The sequence below is a fragment of the Pseudomonas sp. TE3899 genome, from assembly GCF_056279105.1.
Map to the genome: position 1 here is coordinate 2,501 of NZ_JBWBQR010000001.1, position 26,103 is coordinate 28,603.

General features: G+C 58.2%; 20 protein-coding genes and 2 rRNA genes. 14 read left to right on the plus strand and 8 right to left on the minus strand.

Features of this window, described 5'->3' with window-relative positions; all coding sequences use genetic code 11:
* Window positions 1-36: 36 nt before the first annotated feature.
* Window positions 37-2,928: ribosomal RNA gene (locus tag ACZ89E_RS00025) — 23S ribosomal RNA — on the plus strand.
* A gap of 153 nt (window positions 2,929-3,081) precedes the next feature.
* A 5S ribosomal RNA gene (gene rrf, locus ACZ89E_RS00030) occupies window positions 3,082-3,197 on the plus strand.
* A 128-nt stretch (window positions 3,198-3,325) separates the two neighbouring features.
* Here rrf and ACZ89E_RS00035 read toward each other — a convergent pair.
* A complete protein-coding gene (locus ACZ89E_RS00035) occupies window positions 3,326-4,690 on the minus strand; it encodes a lysozyme inhibitor LprI family protein (protein WP_476254601.1) in 1,365 nt (454 codons plus the stop codon).
* Between the two features lie 279 nt (window positions 4,691-4,969).
* Here ACZ89E_RS00035 and ACZ89E_RS00040 point away from each other — a divergent pair, with 279 nt between their 5' ends.
* From ACZ89E_RS00040 to ACZ89E_RS00055, 4 genes are all read left to right on the plus strand, one after another.
* A complete protein-coding gene (locus ACZ89E_RS00040) occupies window positions 4,970-6,574 on the plus strand; it encodes a tetratricopeptide repeat-containing response regulator (protein ID WP_149662265.1) in 1,605 nt (534 codons plus the stop codon).
* On the plus strand, window positions 6,571-7,260 hold the full coding sequence (locus ACZ89E_RS00045; protein ID WP_149662264.1) for a sensor histidine kinase: 690 nt from the start codon (window positions 6,571-6,573) through the stop codon (window positions 7,258-7,260). Before ACZ89E_RS00040 ends, ACZ89E_RS00045 begins: the two co-directional genes overlap by 4 nt.
* 217 nt (window positions 7,261-7,477) lie before the next feature.
* The gene (locus ACZ89E_RS00050) at window positions 7,478-8,719 is read left to right on the plus strand and encodes a glutamine synthetase family protein (RefSeq protein WP_178129318.1); all 1,242 of its coding nucleotides are present in this window, start codon (window positions 7,478-7,480) and stop codon (window positions 8,717-8,719) included.
* A gap of 69 nt (window positions 8,720-8,788) precedes the next feature.
* On the plus strand, window positions 8,789-10,174 hold the full coding sequence (locus ACZ89E_RS00055; RefSeq protein WP_463258219.1) for an MFS transporter: 1,386 nt from the start codon (window positions 8,789-8,791) through the stop codon (window positions 10,172-10,174).
* A gap of 67 nt (window positions 10,175-10,241) precedes the next feature.
* On the opposite strand, the gene ACZ89E_RS00060 is transcribed toward ACZ89E_RS00055, so the two are convergent.
* The 4 genes from ACZ89E_RS00060 to flgA all read right to left on the minus strand — a co-directional run bounded on the left by ACZ89E_RS00060 (window position 10,242) and on the right by flgA (window position 12,834).
* A complete protein-coding gene (locus ACZ89E_RS00060; protein ID WP_149662261.1) occupies window positions 10,242-10,988 on the minus strand; it encodes a flagellar brake protein in 747 nt (248 codons plus the stop codon).
* Between the two features lie 90 nt (window positions 10,989-11,078).
* Window positions 11,079-11,546, minus strand: coding sequence for a flagella synthesis protein FlgN (locus ACZ89E_RS00065; RefSeq protein ID WP_149662260.1), 468 nt, complete (start codon window positions 11,544-11,546; stop codon window positions 11,079-11,081).
* 49 nt (window positions 11,547-11,595) lie between these two features.
* Entirely contained in the window at window positions 11,596-11,922 is a 327-nt protein-coding gene (flgM, locus tag ACZ89E_RS00070) for a flagellar biosynthesis anti-sigma factor FlgM (RefSeq protein ID WP_476254602.1), read from the minus strand.
* A 150-nt stretch (window positions 11,923-12,072) separates the two neighbouring features.
* Window positions 12,073-12,834: a flagellar basal body P-ring formation chaperone FlgA gene (flgA, locus tag ACZ89E_RS00075; protein ID WP_149662267.1), complete on the minus strand. Its 762-nt coding sequence runs from the start codon at window positions 12,832-12,834 to the stop codon at window positions 12,073-12,075.
* An 85-nt stretch (window positions 12,835-12,919) separates the two neighbouring features.
* Here flgA and ACZ89E_RS00080 point away from each other — a divergent pair, with 85 nt between their 5' ends.
* The 6 genes from ACZ89E_RS00080 to flgE all read left to right on the plus strand — a co-directional run bounded on the left by ACZ89E_RS00080 (window position 12,920) and on the right by flgE (window position 18,044).
* Complete coding sequence (locus tag ACZ89E_RS00080; RefSeq protein WP_123516618.1) at window positions 12,920-13,852, plus strand: chemotaxis protein CheV; 933 nt, start codon at window positions 12,920-12,922, stop codon at window positions 13,850-13,852.
* A gap of 46 nt (window positions 13,853-13,898) precedes the next feature.
* A complete protein-coding gene (gene cheR, locus ACZ89E_RS00085) occupies window positions 13,899-14,726 on the plus strand; it encodes a protein-glutamate O-methyltransferase CheR (protein WP_133840423.1) in 828 nt (275 codons plus the stop codon).
* A gap of 347 nt (window positions 14,727-15,073) precedes the next feature.
* Window positions 15,074-15,481 (plus strand): flagellar basal body rod protein FlgB, encoded by a 408-nt coding sequence (gene flgB / locus ACZ89E_RS00090; RefSeq protein ID WP_133840424.1) that lies wholly within the window; start codon window positions 15,074-15,076, stop codon window positions 15,479-15,481.
* Between the two features lie 3 nt (window positions 15,482-15,484).
* Window positions 15,485-15,928, plus strand: coding sequence for a flagellar basal body rod protein FlgC (gene flgC, locus ACZ89E_RS00095; RefSeq protein ID WP_074879168.1), 444 nt, complete (start codon window positions 15,485-15,487; stop codon window positions 15,926-15,928).
* Between the two features lie 15 nt (window positions 15,929-15,943).
* On the plus strand, window positions 15,944-16,672 hold the full coding sequence (gene flgD / locus ACZ89E_RS00100) for a flagellar hook assembly protein FlgD (protein ID WP_149662082.1): 729 nt from the start codon (window positions 15,944-15,946) through the stop codon (window positions 16,670-16,672).
* A 31-nt stretch (window positions 16,673-16,703) separates the two neighbouring features.
* Complete coding sequence (gene flgE / locus ACZ89E_RS00105; protein ID WP_476254603.1) at window positions 16,704-18,044, plus strand: flagellar hook protein FlgE; 1,341 nt, start codon at window positions 16,704-16,706, stop codon at window positions 18,042-18,044.
* 292 nt (window positions 18,045-18,336) lie between these two features.
* Here the strand turns inward: flgE and ACZ89E_RS00110 are convergent, their stop codons facing one another.
* Window positions 18,337-21,231, minus strand: coding sequence for a ribonucleoside-diphosphate reductase subunit alpha (locus ACZ89E_RS00110; protein WP_476254604.1), 2,895 nt, complete (start codon window positions 21,229-21,231; stop codon window positions 18,337-18,339).
* A gap of 733 nt (window positions 21,232-21,964) precedes the next feature.
* Here ACZ89E_RS00110 and ACZ89E_RS00115 point away from each other — a divergent pair.
* The gene (locus ACZ89E_RS00115) at window positions 21,965-22,678 is read left to right on the plus strand and encodes a response regulator (protein ID WP_149662085.1); all 714 of its coding nucleotides are present in this window, start codon (window positions 21,965-21,967) and stop codon (window positions 22,676-22,678) included.
* A complete protein-coding gene (locus tag ACZ89E_RS00120) occupies window positions 22,675-24,285 on the plus strand; it encodes an ATP-binding protein (protein ID WP_149662086.1) in 1,611 nt (536 codons plus the stop codon). The genes ACZ89E_RS00115 and ACZ89E_RS00120 overlap by 4 nt, the downstream gene beginning before the upstream one ends.
* Before the next feature lie 55 nt (window positions 24,286-24,340).
* On the opposite strand, the gene ACZ89E_RS00125 is transcribed toward ACZ89E_RS00120, so the two are convergent.
* Both ACZ89E_RS00125 and ACZ89E_RS00130 read right to left on the minus strand, forming a co-directional pair.
* Complete coding sequence (locus tag ACZ89E_RS00125; RefSeq protein WP_476257002.1) at window positions 24,341-25,066, minus strand: 4'-phosphopantetheinyl transferase family protein; 726 nt, start codon at window positions 25,064-25,066, stop codon at window positions 24,341-24,343.
* A gap of 179 nt (window positions 25,067-25,245) precedes the next feature.
* Window positions 25,246-26,037, minus strand: coding sequence for a dienelactone hydrolase family protein (locus tag ACZ89E_RS00130; RefSeq protein ID WP_476254605.1), 792 nt, complete (start codon window positions 26,035-26,037; stop codon window positions 25,246-25,248).
* Window positions 26,038-26,103: the final 66 nt, after the last annotated feature.

Here is a 26,103-nt window from a genome sequence, read left to right on the forward strand (position 1 = left end):
GTCTTCACAGTATAACCAGATTGCTTGGGGTTATATGGTCAAGTGAAGAAGCGCATACGGTGGATGCCTTGGCAGTCAGAGGCGATGAAAGACGTGGTAGCCTGCGAAAAGCTTCGGGGAGTCGGCAAACAGACTTTGATCCGGAGATGTCTGAATGGGGGAACCCACCTAACATAAGTTAGGTATCTTAAGCTGAATACATAGGCTTAAGAAGCGAACCAGGGGAACTGAAACATCTAAGTACCCTGAGGAAAAGAAATCAACCGAGATTCCCTTAGTAGTGGCGAGCGAACGGGGACTAGCCCTTAAGTGGCTTTGAGATTAGCGGAACGCTCTGGAAAGTGCGGCCATAGTGGGTGATAGCCCTGTACGCGAAAATCTCTTAGTCATGAAATCGAGTAGGACGGAGCACGAGAAACTTTGTCTGAATATGGGGGGACCATCCTCCAAGGCTAAATACTACTGACTGACCGATAGTGAACTAGTACCGTGAGGGAAAGGCGAAAAGAACCCCGGAGAGGGGAGTGAAATAGATCCTGAAACCGTATGCGTACAAGCAGTGGGAGCCCACTTTGTTGGGTGACTGCGTACCTTTTGTATAATGGGTCAGCGACTTATTTTCAGTGGCGAGCTTAACCGAATAGGGGAGGCGTAGCGAAAGCGAGTCTTAATAGGGCGTCTAGTCGCTGGGAATAGACCCGAAACCGGGCGATCTATCCATGGGCAGGTTGAAGGTTGGGTAACACTAACTGGAGGACCGAACCGACTACCGTTGAAAAGTTAGCGGATGACCTGTGGATCGGAGTGAAAGGCTAATCAAGCTCGGAGATAGCTGGTTCTCCTCGAAAGCTATTTAGGTAGCGCCTCATGTATCACTGTAGGGGGTAGAGCACTGTTTCGGCTAGGGGGTCATCCCGACTTACCAAACCGATGCAAACTCCGAATACCTACAAGTGCCGAGCATGGGAGACACACGGCGGGTGCTAACGTCCGTCGTGAAAAGGGAAACAACCCAGACCGTCAGCTAAGGTCCCAAAGTTATGGTTAAGTGGGAAACGATGTGGGAAGGCTTAGACAGCTAGGAGGTTGGCTTAGAAGCAGCCACCCTTTAAAGAAAGCGTAATAGCTCACTAGTCGAGTCGGCCTGCGCGGAAGATGTAACGGGGCTCAAACCATACACCGAAGCTACGGGTATCACTTAGGTGATGCGGTAGAGGAGCGTTCTGTAAGCCTGTGAAGGTGAGTTGAGAAGCTTGCTGGAGGTATCAGAAGTGCGAATGCTGACATGAGTAACGACAATGGGTGTGAAAAACACCCACGCCGAAAGACCAAGGTTTCCTGCGCAACGTTAATCGACGCAGGGTTAGTCGGTCCCTAAGGCGAGGCTGAAAAGCGTAGTCGATGGAAAACAGGTTAATATTCCTGTACTTCTGGTTATTGCGATGGAGGGACGGAGAAGGCTAGGCCAGCTTGGCGTTGGTTGTCCAAGTTTAAGGTGGTAGGCTGGAATCTTAGGTAAATCCGGGATTCTAAGGCCGAGAGCTGATGACGAGTGTTCTTTTAGAACACGAAGTGGTTGATGCCATGCTTCCAAGAAAAGCTTCTAAGCTTCAGGTAACCAGGAACCGTACCCCAAACCGACACAGGTGGTTGGGTAGAGAATACCAAGGCGCTTGAGAGAACTCGGGTGAAGGAACTAGGCAAAATGGCACCGTAACTTCGGGAGAAGGTGCGCCGGTGAGGGTGAAGCATTTACTGCGTAAGCCCATGCCGGTCGAAGATACCAGGCCGCTGCGACTGTTTATTAAAAACACAGCACTCTGCAAACACGAAAGTGGACGTATAGGGTGTGACGCCTGCCCGGTGCCGGAAGGTTAATTGATGGGGTTAGCTAACGCGAAGCTCTTGATCGAAGCCCCGGTAAACGGCGGCCGTAACTATAACGGTCCTAAGGTAGCGAAATTCCTTGTCGGGTAAGTTCCGACCTGCACGAATGGCGTAACGATGGCGGCGCTGTCTCCACCCGAGACTCAGTGAAATTGAAATCGCTGTGAAGATGCAGTGTATCCGCGGCTAGACGGAAAGACCCCGTGAACCTTTACTATAGCTTTGCACTGGACTTTGAATTTGCTTGTGTAGGATAGGTGGGAGGCTTTGAAGCGTGGACGCCAGTTCGCGTGGAGCCAACCTTGAAATACCACCCTGGCAACTTTGAGGTTCTAACTCAGGTCCGTTATCCGGATCGAGGACAGTGTATGGTGGGTAGTTTGACTGGGGCGGTCTCCTCCTAAAGAGTAACGGAGGAGTACGAAGGTGCGCTCAGACCGGTCGGAAATCGGTCGTAGAGTATAAAGGCAAAAGCGCGCTTGACTGCGAGACAGACACGTCGAGCAGGTACGAAAGTAGGTCTTAGTGATCCGGTGGTTCTGTATGGAAGGGCCATCGCTCAACGGATAAAAGGTACTCCGGGGATAACAGGCTGATACCGCCCAAGAGTTCATATCGACGGCGGTGTTTGGCACCTCGATGTCGGCTCATCACATCCTGGGGCTGAAGCCGGTCCCAAGGGTATGGCTGTTCGCCATTTAAAGTGGTACGCGAGCTGGGTTTAGAACGTCGTGAGACAGTTCGGTCCCTATCTGCCGTGGACGTTTGAGATTTGAGAGGGGCTGCTCCTAGTACGAGAGGACCGGAGTGGACGAACCTCTGGTGTTCCGGTTGTCACGCCAGTGGCATTGCCGGGTAGCTATGTTCGGAATAGATAACCGCTGAAAGCATCTAAGCGGGAAACTAGCCTCAAGATGAGATCTCACTGGGACCTTGAGTCCCCTGAAGGGCCGTCGAAGACTACGACGTTGATAGGTTGGGTGTGTAAGCGCTGTGAGGCGTTGAGCTAACCAATACTAATTGCCCGTGAGGCTTGACCATATAACACCCAAGCAATTTGCGTCGAAAGAGCAGATTGCGGTGTGTGAAGACGAAACGAACCGAAAGTTCGAAAGACTCACAAAACACCGAAAGCTATCACATACCCAATTTGCTGAAGCGAGGCCAGCTGGCCGCGACTCAGTACCCGAATTTCTTGACGACCATAGAGCATTGGAACCACCTGATCCCATCCCGAACTCAGCAGTGAAACGATGCATCGCCGATGGTAGTGTGGGGTTTCCCCATGTGAGAGTAGGTCATCGTCAAGATTAAATTCCGAAACCCCTATCTGCGTATGCAGGTAGGGGTTTTGTTTTTGCCCTCGAAAAAGTGGCTGTAATAAAAAAGCCCCACTCAGAGATCTTCTGGTGGGGCTTTTTTGCGCCTGTTGTACTAACTAGTTGCCATTGTCCCCTTCGACTTTGTCGATCGAAGTCATCACATCGGTCATACGCCGTCGCCCATTCACCTGATAGCTACGTTCGGTAACCTCGGGATCTGGTTTGCGAAGCAGCAGTTGCGCGTGTAGTCCATGCTCGACGTTATATCCTCCAAACCAATCCATCATCCTCCCGATATAGCACTGCCCATCAATCATCACAGGCATGTCACCGACTATTTCGAAGCTGTAATGCCCAGGGCCATAGCTGTAATAAGTACTGTCACCTTCGCCGCTTGGAGGAATAGGGCAGAGCGGGTGACTCTGGTCGCCTATATCTTTTGCTTCGGTTCTGTTCACGCTACCCAAAGCTTGGGTGAGTGCTTTATGCAGCGCGGCTTCCAACGAAACAGTGGCGCCGCTGGTTTCATCTTTTTGTGTCTTGGGAATAGACAGCTTATAGCGGTAGTTAACGCTAACAGTAGGCACTGCGCCGTTAAGCTTCAATGGGGCAAGAAGATAGAGGTGATCAACACCGTAGTAGCTGTTCCGGTAGGCTGCATAAATGCGGCCGCGAGCCTTTATCCAGCTGACGGACTGGTTTGCACCGCGATCATTAAGGGAGAGGAGAGCGCTGTCGGAGTTGGCTTCAGAGTCGAATGCCAGTGTCCTTCTGACAAATACATCTCCGGAACGGCGAAACGTTTCTATAAAAGAAAATAACCCGGTACCGCCTGTGTAGTTATCGACGACAAGGTCTCGCAGTCCATCGCCGTCCAGGTCTATCAAGGTGTAAGAACTATTGCCGTCTTCTCCCCTGATTTTAGAGGCGGTCAAAGCCTTCCACTCGTCTGGCGTCACACCCGCCGGGATCGTCTTCGGAAAGTGATACTCGTCGGCAGCGTTGTCGTCATCCGCCACGTCTGAAAAGTCAGTGGTACCTGTTTTGACCGCAAGTGAGTCCAATATCTTTTCCAACGGGAACTCAGCATCGACGGTGCCTGCTTTTTGTATGGCTTGCCGCAAGTCCTCTGAGACCAACCTGTCGACGTCATCAGGTGTGTAGATGACCGCTTCACTCCATTGCTTTTGCAGTACCTGCAAGCGCTCACGGTAGCGCTGATCGAGGCACTCCACGTTTTCAGCACACTGGTCACGGATTTTCAGCCAGGCACGCTGAGCGGTTTTCAGTTCGGGCTGGACTTTGACCAGGCTCCGATAAGCCGATCCCATTTGAGTATCCAGTCCATACAGCCCGGTATGGGCGCAGATGGTTTTCTCTACGGCGCTCGCCGCTTTCGTACAGTCCATTCCAGCCGCCAGTGCATGCTCAGTAGCCAGCAGAACACAAACGGACAAAATACAGCGTCCTTTGGTGTACACAGTAATCAGACCTTGAGTTCAAAGAGTAAGTACGTCGCCACCCAAGTGTGCATCAAGGCCCGCGTCGACGCAGCCAAATGCACGTTTATACGCTCGCCGCTTCAAGGGAACGCCACTACTGGCCGATAACCCGAAGGGTCGCTGTTCTCTTTGCTTGCGGCAACTAGAGAAATCGCTTGATAGCCTTTGGCCTGCCGTTATCATCTGCGCGCCTGAAGGGGCGGCGTAGCTGTGTATCTGTCTTTGGGTTGTTCTTCTTAAATTGCCTGGAAATCTTCGATGCTGTCGTATCACCAAAAGAGTTTTCTGATCGTCGATGATTTCTCGGATTTCCGCAGCTCCGTCAGGTCCATGCTGCGAGAACTGGGCGTCAAGGATGTCGACACCGCTGATACCGGTGAACAGGCGCTGCGCATGTGTGCGCAGAAGTCCTACGATTTCATCTTGCAGGATTTTCACCTGGGTGATGGCAAGAAGAACGGTCAGCAGGTGCTCGAGGACCTGATGATCGAGAAGCTGATCAGCCATGAAAGTGTATTCGTCATGGTCACCGCCGAGACCAGTCAGGCGATGGTGCTCAGTGCCCTGGAGCACGAACCCGACGCGTACCTGACCAAACCGTTCAACCGCTCCGGCCTGGCCCAGCGCCTGGAGCGGCTGGTGCAGCGCAAGACCTTGCTCAAGCCGATCCTGCAGGCGCTCGACCGTAACAAACCGGTGGAGGTGCTCAACGCCTGCATCGCGCTGTGCAAGCAGGATATCCGCTATTCGCCGCTGTGCCTGCGTTACCGCGCCGATGCCCTGCGCGACCTGAATCAGAACGAGGCGCTGGAGCGGCTCTACGACAGCATCATTGCTGATCGGCCTTTGCCTTGGGCGTTTGCCGGGCTCGGCAAATTGCTGTTCAAGCGCGGACAGGTAAGCCAGGCCAAAGGCGTCTACGAGAAGGCGCTGAAGGTGTTTCCGATGATGCCGGCGCTGTATGACGGCATGGCCGATGTGTTGGTCGCCGAAGGCGATACCAAGGGCGCCCAGCGTGTGTTGGAGGAAGCCATTCGCCTGTCGCCATTGGCGGTGCGCCGACAAGCATTGCTGGGTAAGTTGGCAATGACCAACGAAGATTTTGAAACCGCTTCCAAAGCCTATCGTCAGGCGGTGGCTCAGGGCGCGCAGTCCCGTTTCAAGGATGCGGAAAGCAATCTGGGTCTGGCCCACGCCTTGATCAGTAAAGGCAGTGAAAAAGGTCTGGACACCCGCACCCGACTGGAAATCAACACGACCCTCAGCGCGGTGGCCAAGGAGAATCCCTCCGACCCCGGCCTGCAGATTCGTGCGCGGCTGATGAAAGCCACCAGCCTGCTGCTCAACGATGCAGAGACGGCGGAGAAGCTCACCGAACAAGCGATGATGCGCCTCGATGGCATGGAGCAATTCATGAGCGCCGAAGCGGCGCTGCTGGTGGCCAAGCAACTGCAAATGCTCGGACAGGCCAGTGCCGGCGCTTCGATGCTGAAAAACTGTGCCGAGATCTACGGTGACGACCCGGCGGTGATGCAAGGCATCGCCAAGTTGACCGACGACCCGACCATCCTCAATGCCGGTAACGCGGCGGCCGACCTCAACCGTCAAGGCGTGCGGGTCTACAAGACCGGCAACCTGGTGGAGGCGCGGGACGTGTTCCGCAAAGCCCTCGCGCTGCAACCGAAGAACATCAGTATTGCGCTGAACATGGCACAGTCGCTGCTGCATGGCACTGATGCCAGTGCGCCTTCGGTGGAACTTGAAGAGTGTCGAGCCTGCCTGAAAACGGTCGGCCTGATGCCCGATACTGACCCGCGTTTTTCCCGTTATCAGAAGCTGCGAAGCAAGGCGTTTGGCGAATGAGCGACAGCGAACAGGCACTCGATTTCTCCACGGTGATTGCCTCTACCGTGCACGACATGAAGAACTCCCTGGCCATGCTGATGCAGGCGCACAGCCAATGGCTGGCGCGCTTGCCTGATCAGCAGCATTCCAAAGAGCAGGGCGTTATCGACTTCGAATTCGCCCACCTCAACGGCATGCTGGTGCAGTTGCTCGGGCTGTATAAGCTCGGCGTCAACCAGATGCCGTTGCAGCCGGCTTACCACGAGCTGGACGACTTTATTGAAGCGCAATTGGCGGCGCATCAAGAAGTGTTCGCCAGTCGCGGCATCATGGCGACGTACGAAGTCGATCCGCTGAGCCCGTTGGGGTTCTTCGACCGGGAGCTGGTTGCTTCGGTGCTGGCCAACAGCATCAACAACGCAATTCGATATGCCAAGGATGCGCTGTTGATCACGGTCAGCGACGAAGCCGGTCAGTTGGTGATCACCATCAACGACGACGGTGAGGGGTATCCGCCGGAGATGATCGAACGCCAGGCAGATTATGTGCAGGGGATCAACCACAGCTCCGGCAGCACCGGCCTTGGCCTGTACTTCGCCGGGCGGATTGCTGCGCTGCATCAGCGCAACGGCGTCGGTGGTTATACCCGAATCAGCAATGGCGGCCCGCTGGGTGGTGGCGTATTCAGCCTCTACCTGCCCTGAACACGCCTCTACGCAATTACGCATTTTTGTTTCCCGCTGCTTGATATTCCGAACGGGCGGAGCCTATTTTGTACGGGTCGCCGTTCGCGGCTCGCACAACAACAAGGATTGCGTCATGACAACCGATGGCCAGCGTTCACTCGCTCAGCGATTGACGGGCATTGATGAGATTGAATGTGTCACGCCGGATTTGAACGGCGTACCACGGGGCAAAGTAATGACCGCCGAGGGTTTCCTCGAAGGGCGACGGTTGCAGATGGCGCGGGGTGTGCTGCTGCAATGCATCATGGGCGGCTATCCGCCAGCGCGCTTTTACGGCAGCGATGATGGCGACCTGGCGTTGGTGCCGGATCCTGCGCAGATCCACCGCTTGCCCTGGAGCAAGCAACCCCGGGCGTTCGCTATTTGTGATGCGGACGAACTGACCGGAGAAAGCTCGTCGCTATCGACTCGCGGACAGCTCAAAGCGGTCATCGCCCGTTATGCCGCGCGAGGCCTGGCGCCGGTGGTGGCGACCGAGCTGGAGTTCTTTGTCTTCGCGCCCAACCCCGACCCGACGCAACCGTTCCAGCCGCCGCTGGGCCTGGATGGTCGTCGTGAGGACGGTCATTCGGCGTTCAGCGTCAGTTCCAATAACGGCTTGCGCCCCTTCTTCAGTGAAGTTTACGAAGGCATGGCGGCCCTGGGCTTGCCCCGCGACACCTTCATGCATGAGATGGGTGTCAGTCAGTTCGAGATCAACCTGCTACACGGCGATCCGCTGCTGCTGGCCGACCAGACCTTTTTGTTCAAGCACCTGCTCAAGGAAGTCGCGCTCAAGCACGGCCTGACCGTGGTGTGCATGGCCAAGCCATTGGCTCACACGCCGGGCAGTTCGATGCATATTCACCAGAGCATCGTCGAGATCGGCAGCGGGCGTAACGTGTTCAGCGACAAGGCGGGTGAACCGACGGCAACCTTCCGTCATTTCATCGGTGGTCAGCAGGCCGGCATGGCAGACTTCACCGCGTTGTTTGCACCCAACGTCAATTCGTACCAGCGTTTGTGCCACCCGTTTGCCTCGCCGAATAATGCCTGCTGGTCCCACGACAACCGGGCTGCGGGTTTGCGCATTCCGGCCAGTTCGCCGGTGGCTCGACGGGTCGAGAATCGCTTGCCCGGCGCGGATGCCAATCCGTACCTGGCAATCGCTGCGAGCCTGGCTGCGGGGTTGTACGGAATCGAAAACGAGCTGGAACCGAGTGCGCCGATTCAGGGTGAATTCGTGGTGCCGGATAATCTTTCGTTGCCATGTACCTTGCATGCGGCCCTCGAACGTCTGAAACGTAGTCAATTGGCGATGGAACTGTTCGGCAAGGAGTTCATCGAAGGCTACATCGCTTCGAAGTCCATGGAGTTGACCAGCTTCTTTGATGAAATTACTCCCTGGGAACGGCGTGTTTTAGCAGCCCAGGCCTGACGATCCGTCGTCTACGGGCTATCGTTTTCGATAGCCCGATCCCACTGCAAGGAGCCGCTCGGAACGCCGATGCGCCAAATCTGGAAATCCTTTCGAGCGCTGTATTTCGCCTCGCTGATGATGTTGATCGGCTCGGGCTTGTTAAGTACTTATCTGGCCCTGCGCCTGGCCGCCGACCATGTGGATGGTCTGTGGGTCGGTGCGTTGATGGCCGCCAACTATTTCGGCCTGGTGCTGGGCGGCAAGATCGGTCACCGATTGATTGCCCGGGTCGGGCATATCCGCGCTTACGCGGCGTGTGCCGGGATTGTCGGCGCGGCGGTGTTGGGTCACGGCTTGATCGACTGGTTGCCCGCCTGGCTGTTCCTGCGGGTCATTGTCGGCCTGGGCATGATGTGCCAGTACATGGTGATCGAAAGCTGGCTCAACGAGCAGGCAGAGGCCAAGCAGCGCGGCCTGGTGTTCAGTGGCTACATGATTGCCTCGTACCTGGGGCTGGTGTTGGGTCAGTTGATCCTGGTCCTGCACCCGGCGCTCGGTCTGGAACTGCTGATGCTGGTCGCCCTGTGTTTCGCGTTGTGCCTGGTGCCGGTGGCCCTGACTCGACGCATTCACCCGGCGCCTTTGCATCCGGCACCGATGGAGCCACGGTTCTTCATCAAGCGCGTGCCACAGTCGTTGAGCACGGTGTTGGGCGCGGGGTTGATCGTCGGGTCGTTCTACGGCCTGGCGCCGCTGTATGCCTCGCAGCAGGGGCTTTCCACTGAGCAGGTCGGTCTGTTCATGGGTAGCTGCATTTTTGCCGGGCTGGTGGTGCAGTGGCCGTTGGGCTGGTTGTCCGATCGGTACGACCGGGCGCTGCTGATCCGCTGCTTCGCCTTGTGCCTGGCCGTGGCCGCGTTGCCGCTGGCGATCATGACGGAGGTGCCGCTGGAGGTGCTGTTTATCGCCGGGTTCCTTTGTTCGTTGGTGCAGTTCTGCCTGTATCCGCTGGCGGTGGCGTTTTCCAATGACCACGTCGAGGGTGATCGTCGGGTGTCGCTGACGGCGATGCTGCTGGTGACCTACGGTGTCGGCGCCAGTATCGGGCCGCTGGTGGCGGGGGTGCTGATGAAGCTGTTCGGCAGCCACATGCTGTACGCCTTTTTCAGTTTCTTCGCGTTGGTGCTGGTGTGGCGGATTCGCCCGAAAGCGGTGACTAACCTGCATGTGGTCGACGATGCACCGCTGCACCACGTGGCCATGCCCGACAGTATGTCCAGTTCGCCGCTGGTGGCAGCCCTCGATCCTCGGGTCGATGAGCAGGTGGTGCAAGACCAGATGCAGAATCCGATCGAGCCGGAACCAGAGCCAGAGCCTGAACCCGATCCGACCCCGGAAGATCCGACAGATCCCCACGATCCCGAAGACCCGGACGCTGGTCGCGAGCAAAGCTTTACCGAGGCCAGGCCTTAACATCGAGGCATAAAAAAAACGGGCAGTCACCGCAAGGGACTGCCCGTTTTTTATTGACGCGGCGTGATCACATGTCGTCTTTGTCGAAGCGCCGGGCTTCGCGTTGCAGCTGGTAGACGAAGCGCTCGACCTGCCGTTGCACCAGGCCGCTCATGTTGTGAAAGCGCACGCCGGCGAAGGTGGTGGAGATTCTTTCTTCGAAGTGCAGGTAGCGCAGTTCAACCGGGGCGGTCATGCTGCCAAAGGGCAGGGCAGCGACGAACCGGTCGTAGACCTGGCCCAGTTGCAGGCTGGAGGTGATATCGCCTTCGAAGCGCAGCTTGCAGCCGGTGGCGGAGATGTCCAGCAACTTGCCGTTGATTGGCGACTTGAGCTTTTCGCCACCCAGTTCGACGTTGACCAACTGTGCCAGCTTCAACGCGGCGCGGAAGGCGTTGCGACGTTGGTGGTAAACCACTTCGGACGGCAGCGCGCCACGGTAGCAGCGGCCACCGCCGGACTCGTCGATGGTCAGCGGACCGTTGCTGTCCCAGGCAATGCGTACACCGTCATGAAAGCCTTCGACCTTGAACGGTTCACCGGCCAGCAGGAAGCGTTCACCATCGCGGGGAATCATTTCATCCAGCGCCATCATGTTGCTGTCACGGTCGATGTCCACCAGATAGCTCTGGAAGCGCTGGCTGCGCTCATGGAACGTGATGATCAGCGGATCATGGCTGTCTTGCAGCTGGCGCAGGTTGCCGGAGATTTCCAGGGGTGTGGTGAGCACCTTGGGTGGTTGCGGAGCGTCTTCCGCGCTTGAGGCATTGAACACGGTTCATCAATCTCCAGACAAAATATGACTACTGGCGGGCATTCTGCCAGTATGTTTCGCGTCTTGATAGGGCGTGCTCATGGACGGGGGTCAGGCCTGACTGAGCGGACGTGGCTTTGCCATCTTCGCGGTTGCGCCGCGTGCATCATAGAGCGCTGGAGGTTCGCCACCGGTGAGGATTTTCAGCTGATTGGCCGTGGCGGCCTGTTGCATCAGGATCGACTGGCCATTCTTGGCGTTGGCCGCCTGGCATTGAGCCAGAAGATCGGTCAGTGCATCGCCCTGCGCCAGCAACTCATCGCCGATGCTGGAATGGCTGGCAAGTTGCTCCAGGCCACTGCGATCGGTGGGCAGGCTGAGGCTGGCGAGGATTTCGCTGCGCTTGCGGCCATGCTGTTCGAGCAAAATGATCAATGCCTGTTTCTGCGCCAGAATCTCTTCGAGCAGTGGCATGTCGCGACCGTGCAAGGCGAGGGACTCGGTTTGCAGTAACTCCAGCAAGCGTTGCGCTGGAGCAAAGTCGTCGGTGATCAGTTGCAGTAGATTAGTGTCGTGCATGGCTGGCCTTGGGTTTTAAGCGTCCAAAAGCCTGGCGCAGGCGGTGGGCCTAGCGCTGGGCTTCGAAGTTGAGCAGTTTGCTGGCTACACGGCTGCTGTCGACTTTATAGCTGCCATCGGCAATCGCTGCTTTCAACTCGGCCACACGGGCGTTGTCGACGGCAGGCTGATCGCGCAGCTTGTCAGTGACCTTCTGCAACTGTTGAGCCTCATTGCTGAGATGTACCGATTCCCCGCTTTTGACGGTACTGGCCTGTTCGGCCGGGGTATTCAGCGGCGCGGATTTGCCGGCGTCGTCGGTTTCCTTGGCAACGCTGGTACGTGTACTGCCCGTAAGTGACGAGGAGCTGTTCAAACGGCTGAAATCAATGACCATGATAAAAAAACCTCTGGGTATTTGGACGCTTGCCATGTTTTCGGCAATACCTGCGAAAACTTTAGGCTCATTTGTGCAATGAGCTGCATGCGCCAGCGCTGCATGGGCACAGTTTAGGTAACCACCTGCCAGAGCGCCATAGCTTGACCTCTACATGGACACTTCCACTTGGCCCGGCGCGGTGACTTGCGCCTTGATGACCCGCATGGAGTTGAGGTTTTTGACCCGTATTTGCTCGGCCAGGCCGCCATTGGACAGCGCTTCACCCGGCATCCGCACACTGAGCGTACCACTGCGGGCGGTAATCACCACCTGGTCGCCCTTGCGCACCACTTCAGCCTGTTCCAGATGGACCAGGGTAATGACCTGATCGCCGACCGTTGGTCGGGTAAGTTTTTGCCCGATGGCCTGGTCAACCGAGGTGAAATAGCCCTGGTTGATCAGGCTGATGTCCCGCTCGCGCATAGCAACGTCGCCGGGTTCGATAATCCCGGCGCGCTTGAGGGGGCGGGTGGTGATCACAACGTCCCGAAACAGGCGCACTTGAGCGGGTACGAACACAGTCCACGGGGAACTACCCTCACAGCGAACCTTGACCGTGACCCGGCCAATCGGGGTCGCCGGGCTCTCCAGTGTGGCTGTCAATTCCTTGTCGCACATGGGCATGCGCAGGCGTGGATCGAGCTGCTTGACCTCGATTTCGTAGCGGCCTTCCGTTTGACTGGTGGCCAGATAGTCTTCTACGGTGAATTCAAGAAAGCCCTGAGTCACGCCGATAAGCATATCAGGCAAGGTAACCGCGTCAGCAACGGCAGGGCTGCCAACAGGAAATAAGCAAACGGCCGACACCACGCACAGCAAATTGCGGTAGGTTGATGTCAGGCGTCGGAAAAATGTCGTTTGTTCGTTCATACGGGTTAAAAAGCAAGCGCCGTGCCGTTTAGTGATGAATGTGCGTCGCAACACAACTTAGCGTTGTTGGTGTAGGAGTCTGGGCATGGCTGGTGTAATGGATTCGGTAAACCAGCGCACGCAACTGGTAGGGCAGAATCGCCTGGAGCTGTTGTTGTTCCGTCTCGACGGTCAGCAGCTGTATGGCATCAACGTGTTCAAGGTTCGTGAGGTGCTGCAATGCCCCAAACTGACCTTGATGCCCAAGTCCAGTCCCGTCGTGTGCGGTGTGGCAAATATTCGTGGGGCGACCATTCCGATCCTGGACCTGGCGATGGCCACCGGTTCCGGTCGGTTGCTCGACCAAAGCAATCCCTTCGTGATCATCACGGAGTACAACACCAAGACCCAGGGTTTCCTGGTCCGGTCGGTAGAGCGCATCGTCAACATGAACTGGGAGGAGATTCATCCGCCACCCAAGGGCACTGGACGCGATCATTACCTCACGGCTGTGACTCGGGTCGACAATCAGTTAGTCGAAATCATCGACGTCGAAAAGATCCTGGCGGAAGTGGCGCCGACTCCGGAAGCGATTTCGGTGGGTGTGGTCGATGTCGAAACCCAGCACAAGGCGTTGTCCTTGCGGGTGTTGACGGTCGATGACTCGTCGGTGGCGCGCAAGCAGGTCTCGCGTTGCCTGCAAACGGTCGGCGTCGAAGTGGTGGCGTTGAACGACGGTCGACAGGCGCTGGATTACCTGCGCAAGCTGGTCGATGAGGGCAAGAAGCCGGAAGAAGAGTTCCTGATGATGATTTCCGACATCGAGATGCCGGAGATGGACGGGTACACCCTGACGGCCGAGATCCGCAGCGACCCTCGCATGCAAAAGCTTCATATCATCCTGCATACTTCGTTGTCGGGTGTGTTCAATCAGGCGATGGTCAAGAAAGTCGGTGCTGATGACTTCCTTGCCAAATTCCGTCCTGATGACCTGGCATCCCGGGTAGTCGACCGGATCAAAGCAGCAGATATCAGCTAGGGGCCTTCTGCCCCTGGCGGTCAACACGATTTAAGAGGCGGTATCTTTGTCTACAGGTAATTTGGATTTCGAACAGTTCCGGGTCTTCCTGGAGAAAGCCTGTGGCATTTTGCTCGGTGAAAACAAGCAGTACCTGGTTTCGAGCCGTCTCAACAAACTGATGGAACAGCAGGGCATCAAATCCCTGGGTGAGCTGGTCCAGCGCATCCAGACCCAGCCGCGCAGTGGTTTGCGCGAAATGGTGGTGGATGCCATGACGACCAACGAAACCCTGTGGTTTCGTGACACCTATCCGTTTGAAGTCTTGAAGAACAAGGTGCTGCCCGAAGCCATCAAGGCGGCTCCCGGCCAACGCCTGCGGATCTGGTCGGCGGCGTGTTCGTCGGGTCAGGAACCGTATTCGCTGTCGATGTCGATCGACGAGTTCGAGCGGACCAACATGGGCCAGTTGAAGATGGGGGCGCAGATCGTTGCCACCGATTTGTCCGGCACCATGTTGACCAACTGCAAGACCGGCGAGTACGACAGCCTGGCGATCGGCCGCGGTCTGTCGCCCGAACGCCTGCAGCGTTTCTTCGACCCGAAAGGGCCGGGCCGCTGGGCGATCAAGGCGCCGATCAAGAGCCGGGTTGAGTTTCGTTCGTTCAACCTGCTGGACAGCTACGCGGCCCTGGGCAAGTTCGATATCGTGTTCTGCCGCAACGTGCTGATCTACTTCTCCGCCGAGGTGAAGAAGGACATCCTGTTGCGCATCCACAGCACGTTGAAGCCGGGCGGTTATCTGTTTCTTGGCGCTTCTGAAGCGCTGAACGGTTTGCCGGATCATTACCAGATGGTCCAGTGCAGCCCGGGGATCATTTACCAGGCGAAGTGATGCAGAAGCAGCGCGCATAAAAACGGAGTCCTCAGGGGCTCCTTTTTTATGCGTGCTGCTTTTGCATCACGTAGGAGTGAGGCTTGCCCGCGAAGGCGGTGTGCCAGACAGCATCATCATTGACTGATCCAACGCTTTCGCGGGCAAGCCTCGCTCCTGCAATTGAATCGGTGTTGGCCGTGGGAAAGCGGCAGAAAAGCGGCAGGCGGCGGAAACCCGTTGCCGCTTTTCTGGCATTGCCGCGTTGCCGATGCCCGCAAAGCCCCGGTTTACGGGGTTTTTTGAATTGGCACGCCGCTTGCTATGTTCAAGTTACGAAAAATCAGGTCACCCGAAGGTTTCCCGACATGAGCATCAGCTTCGATAAAGCGCTCGGTATCCACGAACAAGCCCTGGGCTTCCGCGCCCAGCGTGCTGAAGTCCTGGCCAACAACATCGCTAACGCCGACACCCCGAACTACAAGGCTCGGGATCTGGACTTCTCCAAAGTGCTTGCCGCACAGAACGAGAAAACCAAGAGCGGTTCTTTCGCCTTGAACATGACCAACAGCCGTCATATCGAAGCGCAAGGCCTGGGCAATGGCGACGAGTCGCTGTTGTATCGCACGCCGATGCAACCGTCGATCGACCAGAACACCGTGGACGCGCAACTGGAACAGTCGAACTACGCGGAAAACGCGGTCGGCTTCCAGGCCAGCTTCACCCTGCTCAACAGCAAATTCAAAGGGCTGGTTTCAGCCCTGCGTGGAGAGTAAGTCATGTCCCTCGCCAGTGTTTTCAACATCGCCGGTAGCGGCATGAGTGCCCAGACGACTCGTCTGAACACCGTCGCTTCGAACATCGCCAACGCCGAAACCGTCTCGTCGAGCATCGACCAGACTTACCGCGCCCGTCACCCGGTGTTCGCCACCATGTTCCAGGGCGGCCAGAGCGGCGGCAGCGATTCGCTGTTCCAGAACCAGGACGCCGCCGGCCAAGGCGTGCAAGTGCTGGGCGTGGTCGAAGACCAGAGCAACCTTGACGCGCGCTACGAGCCGAACCATCCGGCGGCCGACGCCAAGGGCTACGTCTACTACCCGAACGTCAACGTCGTCGAAGAAATGGCCGACATGATTTCCGCGAGCCGTTCGTTCCAGACCAATGCCGAAATGATGAACACCGCCAAAACCATGATGCAGAAGGTCCTGACCCTCGGTCAGTGATAAGGGGCGACTCAGATGAGTGTTACCGATTCCACCAGCGGCCTGAGCATTAACGACATTCTGGCGAACTCGTCGGTGAAGACCAGCAACTCCACGGCGGGCGGCATTGCTTCGGCGACCAACAGCGCCACCGGCAGCCAGACGCTGGGCAAAGATGCGTTCCTGCAATTGCTGGTGACCCAGCTCAAAAACCAGAACCCGCTGGATCCGCAGGACAACAGTGCGTTCGTGGCGCAGTTGGCGCAGTTCAGCAGCCTGGAAGGCATCACCACGCTGAACGACACGGTCAGCTCGATTGCCGGCAACTACAACTCTTCGCAGGCATTGCAGGCTTCGTCCCTGGTGGGTCGTTCCGTGATCGTGCAGACCAACAATATCCAGATCGATGATCCGACCAAGCCTGTGACCGGCTCGGTGAACCTGACCTCGTCGATCGCCAGCGGCACCGTGACCATTGCCGACAAAGACGGCAAGACCGTCAGAACCATCGACCTGGGCTCCCGAGCCGTCGGCAACTCCAGCTTCACATGGGATGGCAAGGATTCGAGCGGCACTGCCGTTCCGGTCGGCGCCTACACCATCAAGGCCAGTACGCCGATCGACGGCAAGGCGACGGACCTGGCGGTTTACCTGCCGGCGACCGTCAACAGTGTGACCCTCAGCCAGACGGGCGGCGAGCTGATGCTCAACCTCGCAGGCCTGGGCCCGGTCGCCCTGTCCAAAGTTCAAACCATTGGTATATAGAGCCGACTAACACGGCACAAAGGAGTGGAATATGTCTTTCAATATCGGCCTTAGCGGTCTCTATGCAGCCAACAAACAACTGGATGTGACCGGTAACAACATCGCCAACGTGGCGACCACCGGTTTCAAATCCTCTCGCGCAGAGTTTGAAGACGTCTACTCGGCGACCAAGCTCGGCAGCGGCACCAAGGTGGTTGGCAGCGGCGTGCGCCTGTCCAACGTTTCCCAGCAGTTCACCCAGGGTGACGTCAACAACACGGGCAACGTGCTGGACATGGGCATCAACGGCTCGGGTTTCTTCACCCTGAGCAATAGCGGTTCGTTGTCGTACACCCGTAACGGTACATTCAAGGTCGACAAGGACGGTTTCATCACCAACAGCGACCAGACGTCCCGCCTGCAAGGCTATGGCGTGGATGCCAACGGCAAGATCATTAACGGCGTGTTGACTGACCTGAAACTCGACACCTCGAACCTGGCACCGAAGACCACGACGGTGGTGACTTCGTCGATCAACTTGAACTCGACGTCCTTGCCGGTCGATAACACAGCGGCCACGGGTGTTCCATTCGACCCGACCAAATCGGCGTCTTTCACCAAGCAGTTCACCACCCCGATCTATGACAGTCAGGGCAACATGCACCCGATGGATCAGTACGTGGTGAAAACCGGTGCCAATACCTGGAAGGTCTACACCCTGGTGGACGGTCGTAACCCGGATGCGACGGGCAGTGATCCAACCGACCCTGCTACCCCGCCGATCGCCTCGACGCTGACATTCGACACCAATGGCAATTTGCTGCAGGTGAGCACGCCGCCGGTCCCGCCGGCTACGCTCCCGACTATCAGCAGTGACCTGAAAATGACAGGCTGGGTGCCAGGCACCGTGACCAACGGCACCTGGAAGGCCAACGGCGCCGGTGCCAACCCGGCTGGCATTACCATTTCCATGGGCAAGACCACCCAGTACAACGCGGACACCTCGCGCACGATTCCGACCCAGGATGGTTACGCTACCGGCCAGATCACCAACCTGACCATCGACGGCACCGGCACCTTGTTCGCCAACTTCAGCAACAACCAGAACAAGGCCATCGGCCAGGTTGCGCTGGCCAGCTTCACCAACGAACAAGGCTTGCAGGCGGTCGGCGGCACCAGCTGGAAAGAGACCTTCGCCTCGGGTATCCCGGGCTACGACGCTCCGGAAACCGGCACCCTGGGCTCGATCCAGTCCAACTCCCTGGAAGAGTCCAACGTCAACCTGACCAACGAGCTGGTCAACCTGATCAAGGCGCAAAGCAACTACCAGGCGAACGCCAAGACCATCTCCACCCAGAGCACCATCATGCAGACCATCATTCAGATGACCTGATGCTGGAACGCGCGGCATAAAGAACCCCTCGCAAGAGGGGTTTTTTTATGCCCGGGGTTTTTGTCCGGGCGCGGATTCTGTGGTGATCGGGCAGGCCTCTTCGCGGGCAAGCCTCGCTCCTACAGGTTTTGTGTCGATCACGTGGACGACGTAGAGCCTGTAGGAGCGAGGCTTGCCCGCGAAGGCGTCAGACCAGACAACCCTTTGCGCCAGACAAAAGAAAACCCCCGACAATCCAGAGGACTGATCGGGGGTTTCAGGTAAGGCGCCTTGCAGCGCCTACCGGCTCAGCTTATTGGCAAGCTTCGCAATCCGGCTCGTCGATGGCGCAAGCCTTCGGCACTGGAGCAGGACCGGCCGGAGCGGCCAGGACCGAATCTTCACCGTGGTTGCCGCCGCTGGAAACAGCGTTCAGCTTGCCGGTGTTGATGGTCGACTTCTCGGTGCTGGTCGCGGCCAGGGCACGGAGGTAGTAAGTGGTTTTCAGACCACGGTACCAGGCCATGCGGTAGGTCACGTCCAGCTTCTTGCCCGAAGCGCCGGCGATGTACAGGTTCAGGGACTGAGCCTGGTCGATCCACTTCTGACGACGGCTGGCCGCGTCAACGATCCACTTGGTGTCCACTTCGAACGCGGTGGCGTAGAGCTCTTTGAGTTCTTGCGGGATGCGTTCGATCTGCTGCACCGAACCGTCGTAGTACTTCAGGTCGTTGATCATGACCGAGTCCCACAGACCGCGAGCCTTCAGGTCGCGAACCAGGTACGGGTTGATCACGGTGAATTCGCCCGACAGGTTCGATTTCACGTAGAGGTTCTGGTAGGTCGGTTCGATCGACTGCGACACGCCAGTGATGTTGGCGATGGTCGCGGTCGGCGCGATGGCCATGATGTTGGAGTTACGAATGCCTTTCTGCACACGGGCACGAACCGGTGCCCAATCCAGGGATTCGTTCAGGTCAACGTCGATGTACTTCTGGCCACGTTGCTCGATCAGGATTTGTTGCGAATCCAGCGGCAGGATGCCTTTGGACCACAGCGAACCCTGGAACGTCTCGTAGGCGCCGCGCTCGTCGGCCAGGTCGCAGGAAGCCTGGATCGCGTAGTAGCTGACCGCTTCCATGGACTTGTCGGCGAACTCGACGGCCGCATCGGAACCGTACGGAATGTGCTGCAGGTACAGCGCATCCTGGAAGCCCATGATGCCCAGGCCGACCGGACGGTGCTTGAAGTTGGAGTTCTTCGCTTGTGGCACCGAGTAGTAGTTGATGTCGATAACGTTATCGAGCATGCGAACGGCGGTGTTCACGGTGCGTTCCAGCTTGGCGGTGTCCAGCTTGCCGTTGGTGATGTGGTTCGGCAGGTTGATCGAGCCCAGGTTGCAAACGGCGATCTCGTCCTTGTTGGTGTTCAAGGTGATCTCGGTGCACAGGTTCGAGCTGTGGACCACGCCCACGTGCTGCTGCGGGCTGCGCAGGTTGCACGGGTCTTTGAAGGTCAGCCATGGGTGGCCGGTTTCAAACAGCATGGACAACATTTTGCGCCACAGGTCTTTGGCCTGGATGGTCTTGAACAGTTTGATCTTGCCCGGGTACTGGGACAGGGCTTCGTAGTACTCGTAACGCTCTTCGAAGGCCTTGCCGGTCAGGTCGTGCAGATCCGGAACTTCGGAAGGCGAGAACAGGGTCCACGGACCGTCATCGAAGACGCGCTTCATGAACAGGTCAGGGATCCAGTTGGCAGTGTTCATGTCGTGGGTACGACGACGATCATCACCGGTGTTCTTGCGCAGTTCGATGAACTCTTCGATGTCCATGTGCCAGGTTTCCAGGTAGGCACACACAGCGCCTTTGCGCTTGCCACCCTGGTTAACGGCAACGGCGGTGTCGTTCACCACTTTCAGGAACGGAACCACGCCCTGGGATTTGCCGTTGGTGCCCTTGATGTACGAACCCAAGGCACGAACCGGCGTCCAGTCATTGCCCAGGCCGCCCGCAAATTTCGACAACATGGCGTTGTCGTGGATCGCGTGATAGATGCCCGACAGGTCATCCGGCACGGTGGTCAGGTAGCAGCTCGACAGCTGTGGACGCAAAGTACCGGCGTTGAACAGGGTCGGGGTCGAGGACATGTAGTCGAAGGACGACAACAGGTTGTAGAACTCGATCGCACGGTCTTCCTTGTTCTTCTCTTCGATCGCCAGGCCCATGGCCACGCGCATGAAGAAGATCTGCGGCAGTTCGAAGCGGATACCGTCCTTGTGGATGAAGTAACGGTCGTACAGGGTTTGCAGGCCCAGGTACGTGAACTGCTGATCGCGCTCGTGGTTGATGGCCTTGCCGAGTTTTTCCAGGTCAAAGGTGGCCAGGATCGGGTTCAGCAATTCGAATTCAATACCCTTGGCGATGTACGAAGGCAGGGCCTTGGCGTACAGGTCGACCATTTCGTGGTGAGTCGCGCTTTCGGCAACTTCCAGGAAGCTCAGGCCTTCGGCACGCAGGGTGTCCATCAGCAGGCGGGCGGTCACGAACGAGTAGTTCGGCTCACGCTCAACCAAAGTACGGGCGGTCATCACCAGGGCGGTGTTGACGTCGGTCAGGGCCACGCCGTCGTACAGGTTCTTCAGGGTTTCGCGCTGGATCAGGTCGCCGTCGACTTCTTCCAGGCCTTCGCACGCTTCGGTGACGATGGTGTTCAGGCGACCCATGTCCAGAGGTGCAAAGGTGCCATCGGCGCGGGTGATGCGGATCGATGGGTGAGCGTTGACCGCTTCCTCGACCGGTGCGTGGGCGGCGCGTTCTTTCGAACGACCGTCACGGTAGATCACGTAGTCGCGAGCCACTTTCTGCTCGCCGGCACGCATCAGGGCCAGTTCGACCTGGTCCTGGATTTCTTCGATGTGGATGGTGCCGCCCGAAGGCATGCGACGCTTGAAGGTCGCGGTGACTTGTTCAGTCAGGCGGGCAACGGTGTCGTGGATTCGCGACGAGGCGGCAGCGGTGCCGCCCTCAACTGCGAGAAACGCTTTGGTGATGGCGACGGTGATCTTGTCATCGGTGTAAGGAACGACAGTGCCGTTACGCTTGATCACGCGCAGTTGGCCAGGCGCGGTGGCGGACAGGTCCGAAGACGAATCAGCAGCCTGCGGCAAGGTGCCCTGCGGGTTCTCGCGAGTTGTGTCGGTTTGCATGGGGGGTTGTCTCCACATTCTCTATGTTTGTTTGGGCACCATCACGGTGCCCACCGTTCTGTCCTGAAGCACTACAACCGACGGGTGTCGGGCATAACGACTTCAGGGCAGTAGGAAAAAGGCTGATGACGCAGCTTCCTTGCCGAAGTCTTGGCTGCGAGCCTGGGCTCGAAACCGGATTCCTTTCTGGGTGCCAGTTATGACTGCAACACCCGTACCGTTCTGGCCGCTCTGGCCTGAAAAAACGGTGCCATCCACTTGTGTGGTTTGGTCTTTGAAAATCTCGCTTGGTTCAACCGTAAACAGGCAATAAAGCGCTTGAGTTCCGGGTCTGAAATGTGGTTGGGCTTTTAAGCAAAAACCCTACATGTAGGGTTTTTTTAGCGCCGGGGTACAAGATAGTGCGTTTCGGGGAGTGTTGCAACGTACTACCTGTGGATAAACCTGTGCGTAAATTGTGGGTGAAAGGTGGAACGAGCGTGTAAGCCGCGACGCTGCTGGATCGAGCCGTTTTTCAACGATTTTCAATGATTGAAAACAGCCATTTGGATTTTTAAGGGCGCGAACCCTATCACAAAATCCGCGGTTGTCCGAACGCATTTGCCGACTTGTTTTCTCGGCGGGTGGCGTTTATACAATCGGCCGGTATACACGCATTCTTATCCTCCCCAATCATTACAAAAAGACGGGCGGATCCTTCCTTATTAGTGTTGTTGGCAAGCAGAGGTCACCCGTGGAGCAAGAAGCCTGGCAGGTATTGATTGTCGAGGACGACCAGCGTCTGGCCGAACTGACCCGCGATTACCTGGAAGCCAATGGCCTGCGCGTATCGATCGAAGGCAACGGCGCCCTGGCCGCGGCGCGGATCATCAAGGAACAACCGGACCTGGTGATTCTCGACCTGATGCTGCCCGGCGAAGACGGCCTGAGCATTTGCCGCAAGGTGCGCGACAAGTACGACGGCCCGATCCTGATGCTCACCGCCCGCACCGACGACACCGATCAGATCCTCGGCCTCGACCTGGGCGCCGACGACTACGTGTGCAAACCGGTGCGCCCGCGCTTGCTGCTGGCGCGCATCCAGGCGTTGCTGCGCCGCAGCGAAGCGCCGGAAGTGGCCCCGGAAAAACTCCGGCGTCTGCAATTCGGCCCGCTGGTGGTGGACAACGCGCTACGCGAAGCCTGGCTCAACGACAACGGCATCGAACTGACCAGCGCCGAGTTCGACCTGCTGTGGCTGCTGGTGGCCAACGCCGGGCGCATCCTGTCCCGGGAAGAAATCTTCACCGCCCTGCGCGGCATCGGCTATGACGGCCAGGACCGTTCCATCGACGTGCGCATCTCGCGCATTCGCCCGAAAATCGGCGATGACCCGGAGCATCCACGGCTGATCAAGACCGTGCGTAGCAAAGGTTATCTGTTCGTACCGGAAGCCTGCACGCTGTGAACTCGATCTTCCTGCGCATCTACGGCGGCATGTGTGCGGCGCTGATCCTGGTGGCGGTGCTTGGCGTGCTGGCGCTGCACCTGCTCAACCAGGTGCGCAGCGAGCAGTACCGCGAACGCCTGGCCCATGGCACGTTCTCGCTGATGGCCGACAACCTGCAACCGATGAACGAGACCGAACGTCACCGTGCATTACTGGTGTGGGAGCGCCTGCTGGGCATCCCGCTGGCGTTGCAAACCTTCTCCCAGACCGACCTCGACCTGACCCAGCGCACCCGCGTGCTGCGCGGCCAGGCGCTGGTCGAACAGACCGGCCCGCATGCGGCGAAGGTATATCGCTTGGTCAGCGACAAGGAACAACTGGTGCTCACCGGCGAAGTGCAGCAGATCAGTGAGCAACTGGCCCGGGCGACCATTTACCTGTTGGCCGACGAACTGGTGCGCTACCCGGTCGCCGAGCAACCCGAGCGTCTGGCGCAATTGAAGGAAGACAAAGGCTTTGGTTTTGACTTGCGACTGGTCAAGGTCGAACAGGCGGACATGGACGAGGATCAAAGTCGTCGGGTGTCCGAAGGCGACACGGTGATGGCGCTGGGCAAGGGCGGCGATTCGATCCGGGTGTTTGCCGGGATGGTCGGCACGCCGTGGGTGCTGGAGATTGGCCCGTTGTTCCAGATGAACCCGTATCCGCCGGAGTGGCTGGTGCTGATCGCCGCGCTGGGCCTGACGCTGATCGGTCTGATCGTCTACCTGTTGGTGCGGCAACTGGAGCGCCGTCTACGCGGTCTCGAAGCCGCCGCCACGCGCATCGCCAAGGGCAGTCTGGAAACCCGTGTCCCGGCGCGCGGTGCGGATTCGGTCGGGCGCCTGGCCTCGGCGTTCAATGGCATGGCCGAACACTTGCAGCAACTGCTAGCGATCCAGCGCGAACTGGTGCGCGCCGTGTCCCACGAACTGCGCACCCCGGTGGCGCGCCTGCGGTTTGGCCTGGAGATGATCGGCTCGGCCACCACGCCCCAGGCCCTGGAAAAATACCGCGAAGGCATGGACCACGACATCGAGGACCTCGACAAACTGGTGGACGAGATGCTGACTTACGCGCGGCTGGAGCAGGGCTCGCCGGCACTGAATTTCCAGCGGGTCGATCTGGATGCACTGGTCAATCAGGTGATCGAAGAATTGGCGCCGCTGCGCGCGCAAGTTACGGTGCAGCGCGGGTTGTGCCTGTCCGCCGCCGATTGCGACGCAGCCTGGGTCGAAGCCGAACCGCGCTATTTGCACCGTGCTCTGCAAAACCTGGTCAGCAACGCCATGCGCCACGCGCAGTCGCGGGTCACCGTCAGTTATCAGGTGGGCCAGTTGCGCTGTCGGGTGGACGTCGAGGATGACGGGCCGGGCGTGCCGGAAACCGCCTGGGAGAAAATCTTCACGCCGTTCCTGCGCCTCGATGACAGCCGCACCCGCGCGTCCGGCGGGCATGGCCTCGGCCTGTCGATTGTGCGGCGCATCGTCCATTGGCATGGCGGGCGGGCGCTGATCAGCAAGAGCAAAAGCCTGGGTGGGGCGTGTTTCAGTTTGAGTTGGCCGCGCAATCAGGAGAAGCGGTGAGGCATGTGGTGGCCACACTGCCCCGTAGGAGCAAGGCTTGCCCGCGATGGCGTCCTCAAGCCTTGATACTGACCAAACTCAACAACTGCCCATCCCGCACCCCAAACTGCGCCTCCAATTCCGTCCCGTGACGCCACTCACTGGACAAATCAGTGAGCAACCGCAACCGCACCTGACCCGCCGCCGTCCATTCCAGCACTTCGGCATGCTCGAAATAAAAACGCTTCTGCACGATCGGATACAGCGCTTTGAACAGACTTTCCTTCACCGAAAAGGTCAGGGTCACCAGCATCGCCAGTTGATCTTTCGCACCGGCGGCCATGCGCTGCAACTCCGGCGGCGTGAGGATTTCCCCGGCCAGGCGTTCGGCCCGTTCGACGTTGAGCAGGTTTTCCAGGTCCATGCCCAGGCCGCGCCAGTGCGCCTTGTTCGCGACAATCGCTGCGGCCCGGCCGGTGCTGTGGGTGATCGAGCCGGTGATGTGCGCCGGCCATACCGGCGCGCGGTCTTCGCCGATTTCCGGGACAAAACTCAGCCCTTCCAATTGTTGCAACGCCGCCCGGGCACAGACGCGTCCGGCGAGAAACTCCGCCTGACGCTTGGCCACCGACCGCTGAATACTTGCTGGCGGCGCGATGGCACTGCGCTGGAAGTCATCACTGGCCAGTTGCGAGGTGTCGAAGTGCGTGCTCAGCAAGACCGTATCGGGCAGCACGAACGGCAGCGGCCAATGGGCATCGAGTGGGGTGCAGCAGGCGGGTAGGGCGGGGGTCGAGGTCATGGCGGGCATTTTGCCGGGTTGTCCGGCGGCTGGGTAGTGCAAAAGGTTCAGATCAGCGGCGCGGCCATTCGCGGGCAAGCCTCGCTCCTACGGGTTTTGGTTTGATCGCGCGATTGGGCACGACACAAATCCTGTAGGAGCGAGGCTTGCCCGCGAAGGCCGTGACTCGGTCTACCTGATTAACCAAATATTTTCTTGAAGAAGGCTTTCATGTCCGCCCACGAACTCTCATCCGCCGCTTTGTTGTAGCCAATATCCGGCCCCCCGTGATCGCCATGGCTCAACCGGTCCGCATCCGGATTGGTGAACCCATGCTTGGCCTGCGCCAGACTGACGAATTTGTAGTCAGCCCCAGCCTTGTCCATCTCAGCCTTGAACGCCGCCACGTTGTCCGCAGTGATCATGCTGTCCTTGGCACCATGCTCAACCAGAATCTTCGCCTTCACGCTGCCCGGTGTTGCCGGCGTATTGGTCGCCAGTGCGCCGTGGAAACTCACCACACCTTTCAACGGCAGACCCTGACGCGCAGCATTCAATACCACGCCACCACCGAAGCAATAACCGATGGCCGCGAGTTTGTTCGGGTCGGTCTGGGGCTTTTTTTTCAACAAATCGAGCCCGGCCTGGAAGCGGGCGCTGGCCACCGCGCTGTCCTTCAGCGCCTCTTGCATGAAGGCCATGGCGTCCTTCGGATGCTCGGTGTTCTTGCCGCCGCCATACATATCGATGGCCAGTGCGCTGTAACCCAACCCGGCCAGATCCCGGGCCCGGCGCTTGGCGTAATCGTTGAGGCCCCAGAACTCATGCACCACCACCACGCCTGGGCGCGGGCCTTTGATGGCGTCGTCATAGGCGTAGTAGCCAATCATTTTCGTGCCGTCGGTGCTCTGGTACGGGATTTCTTCGGTCTTGATCGCCGCCTGGGTCAACCCGCTCAAGGCCAGCAAGACGAGGGCAAGAAACATGCGCATGGTCGGATCTCCTATTAAGACAGTGATCAAAACAGCCTAGTCGATTTGATTCAGCTCAGGTTCAGA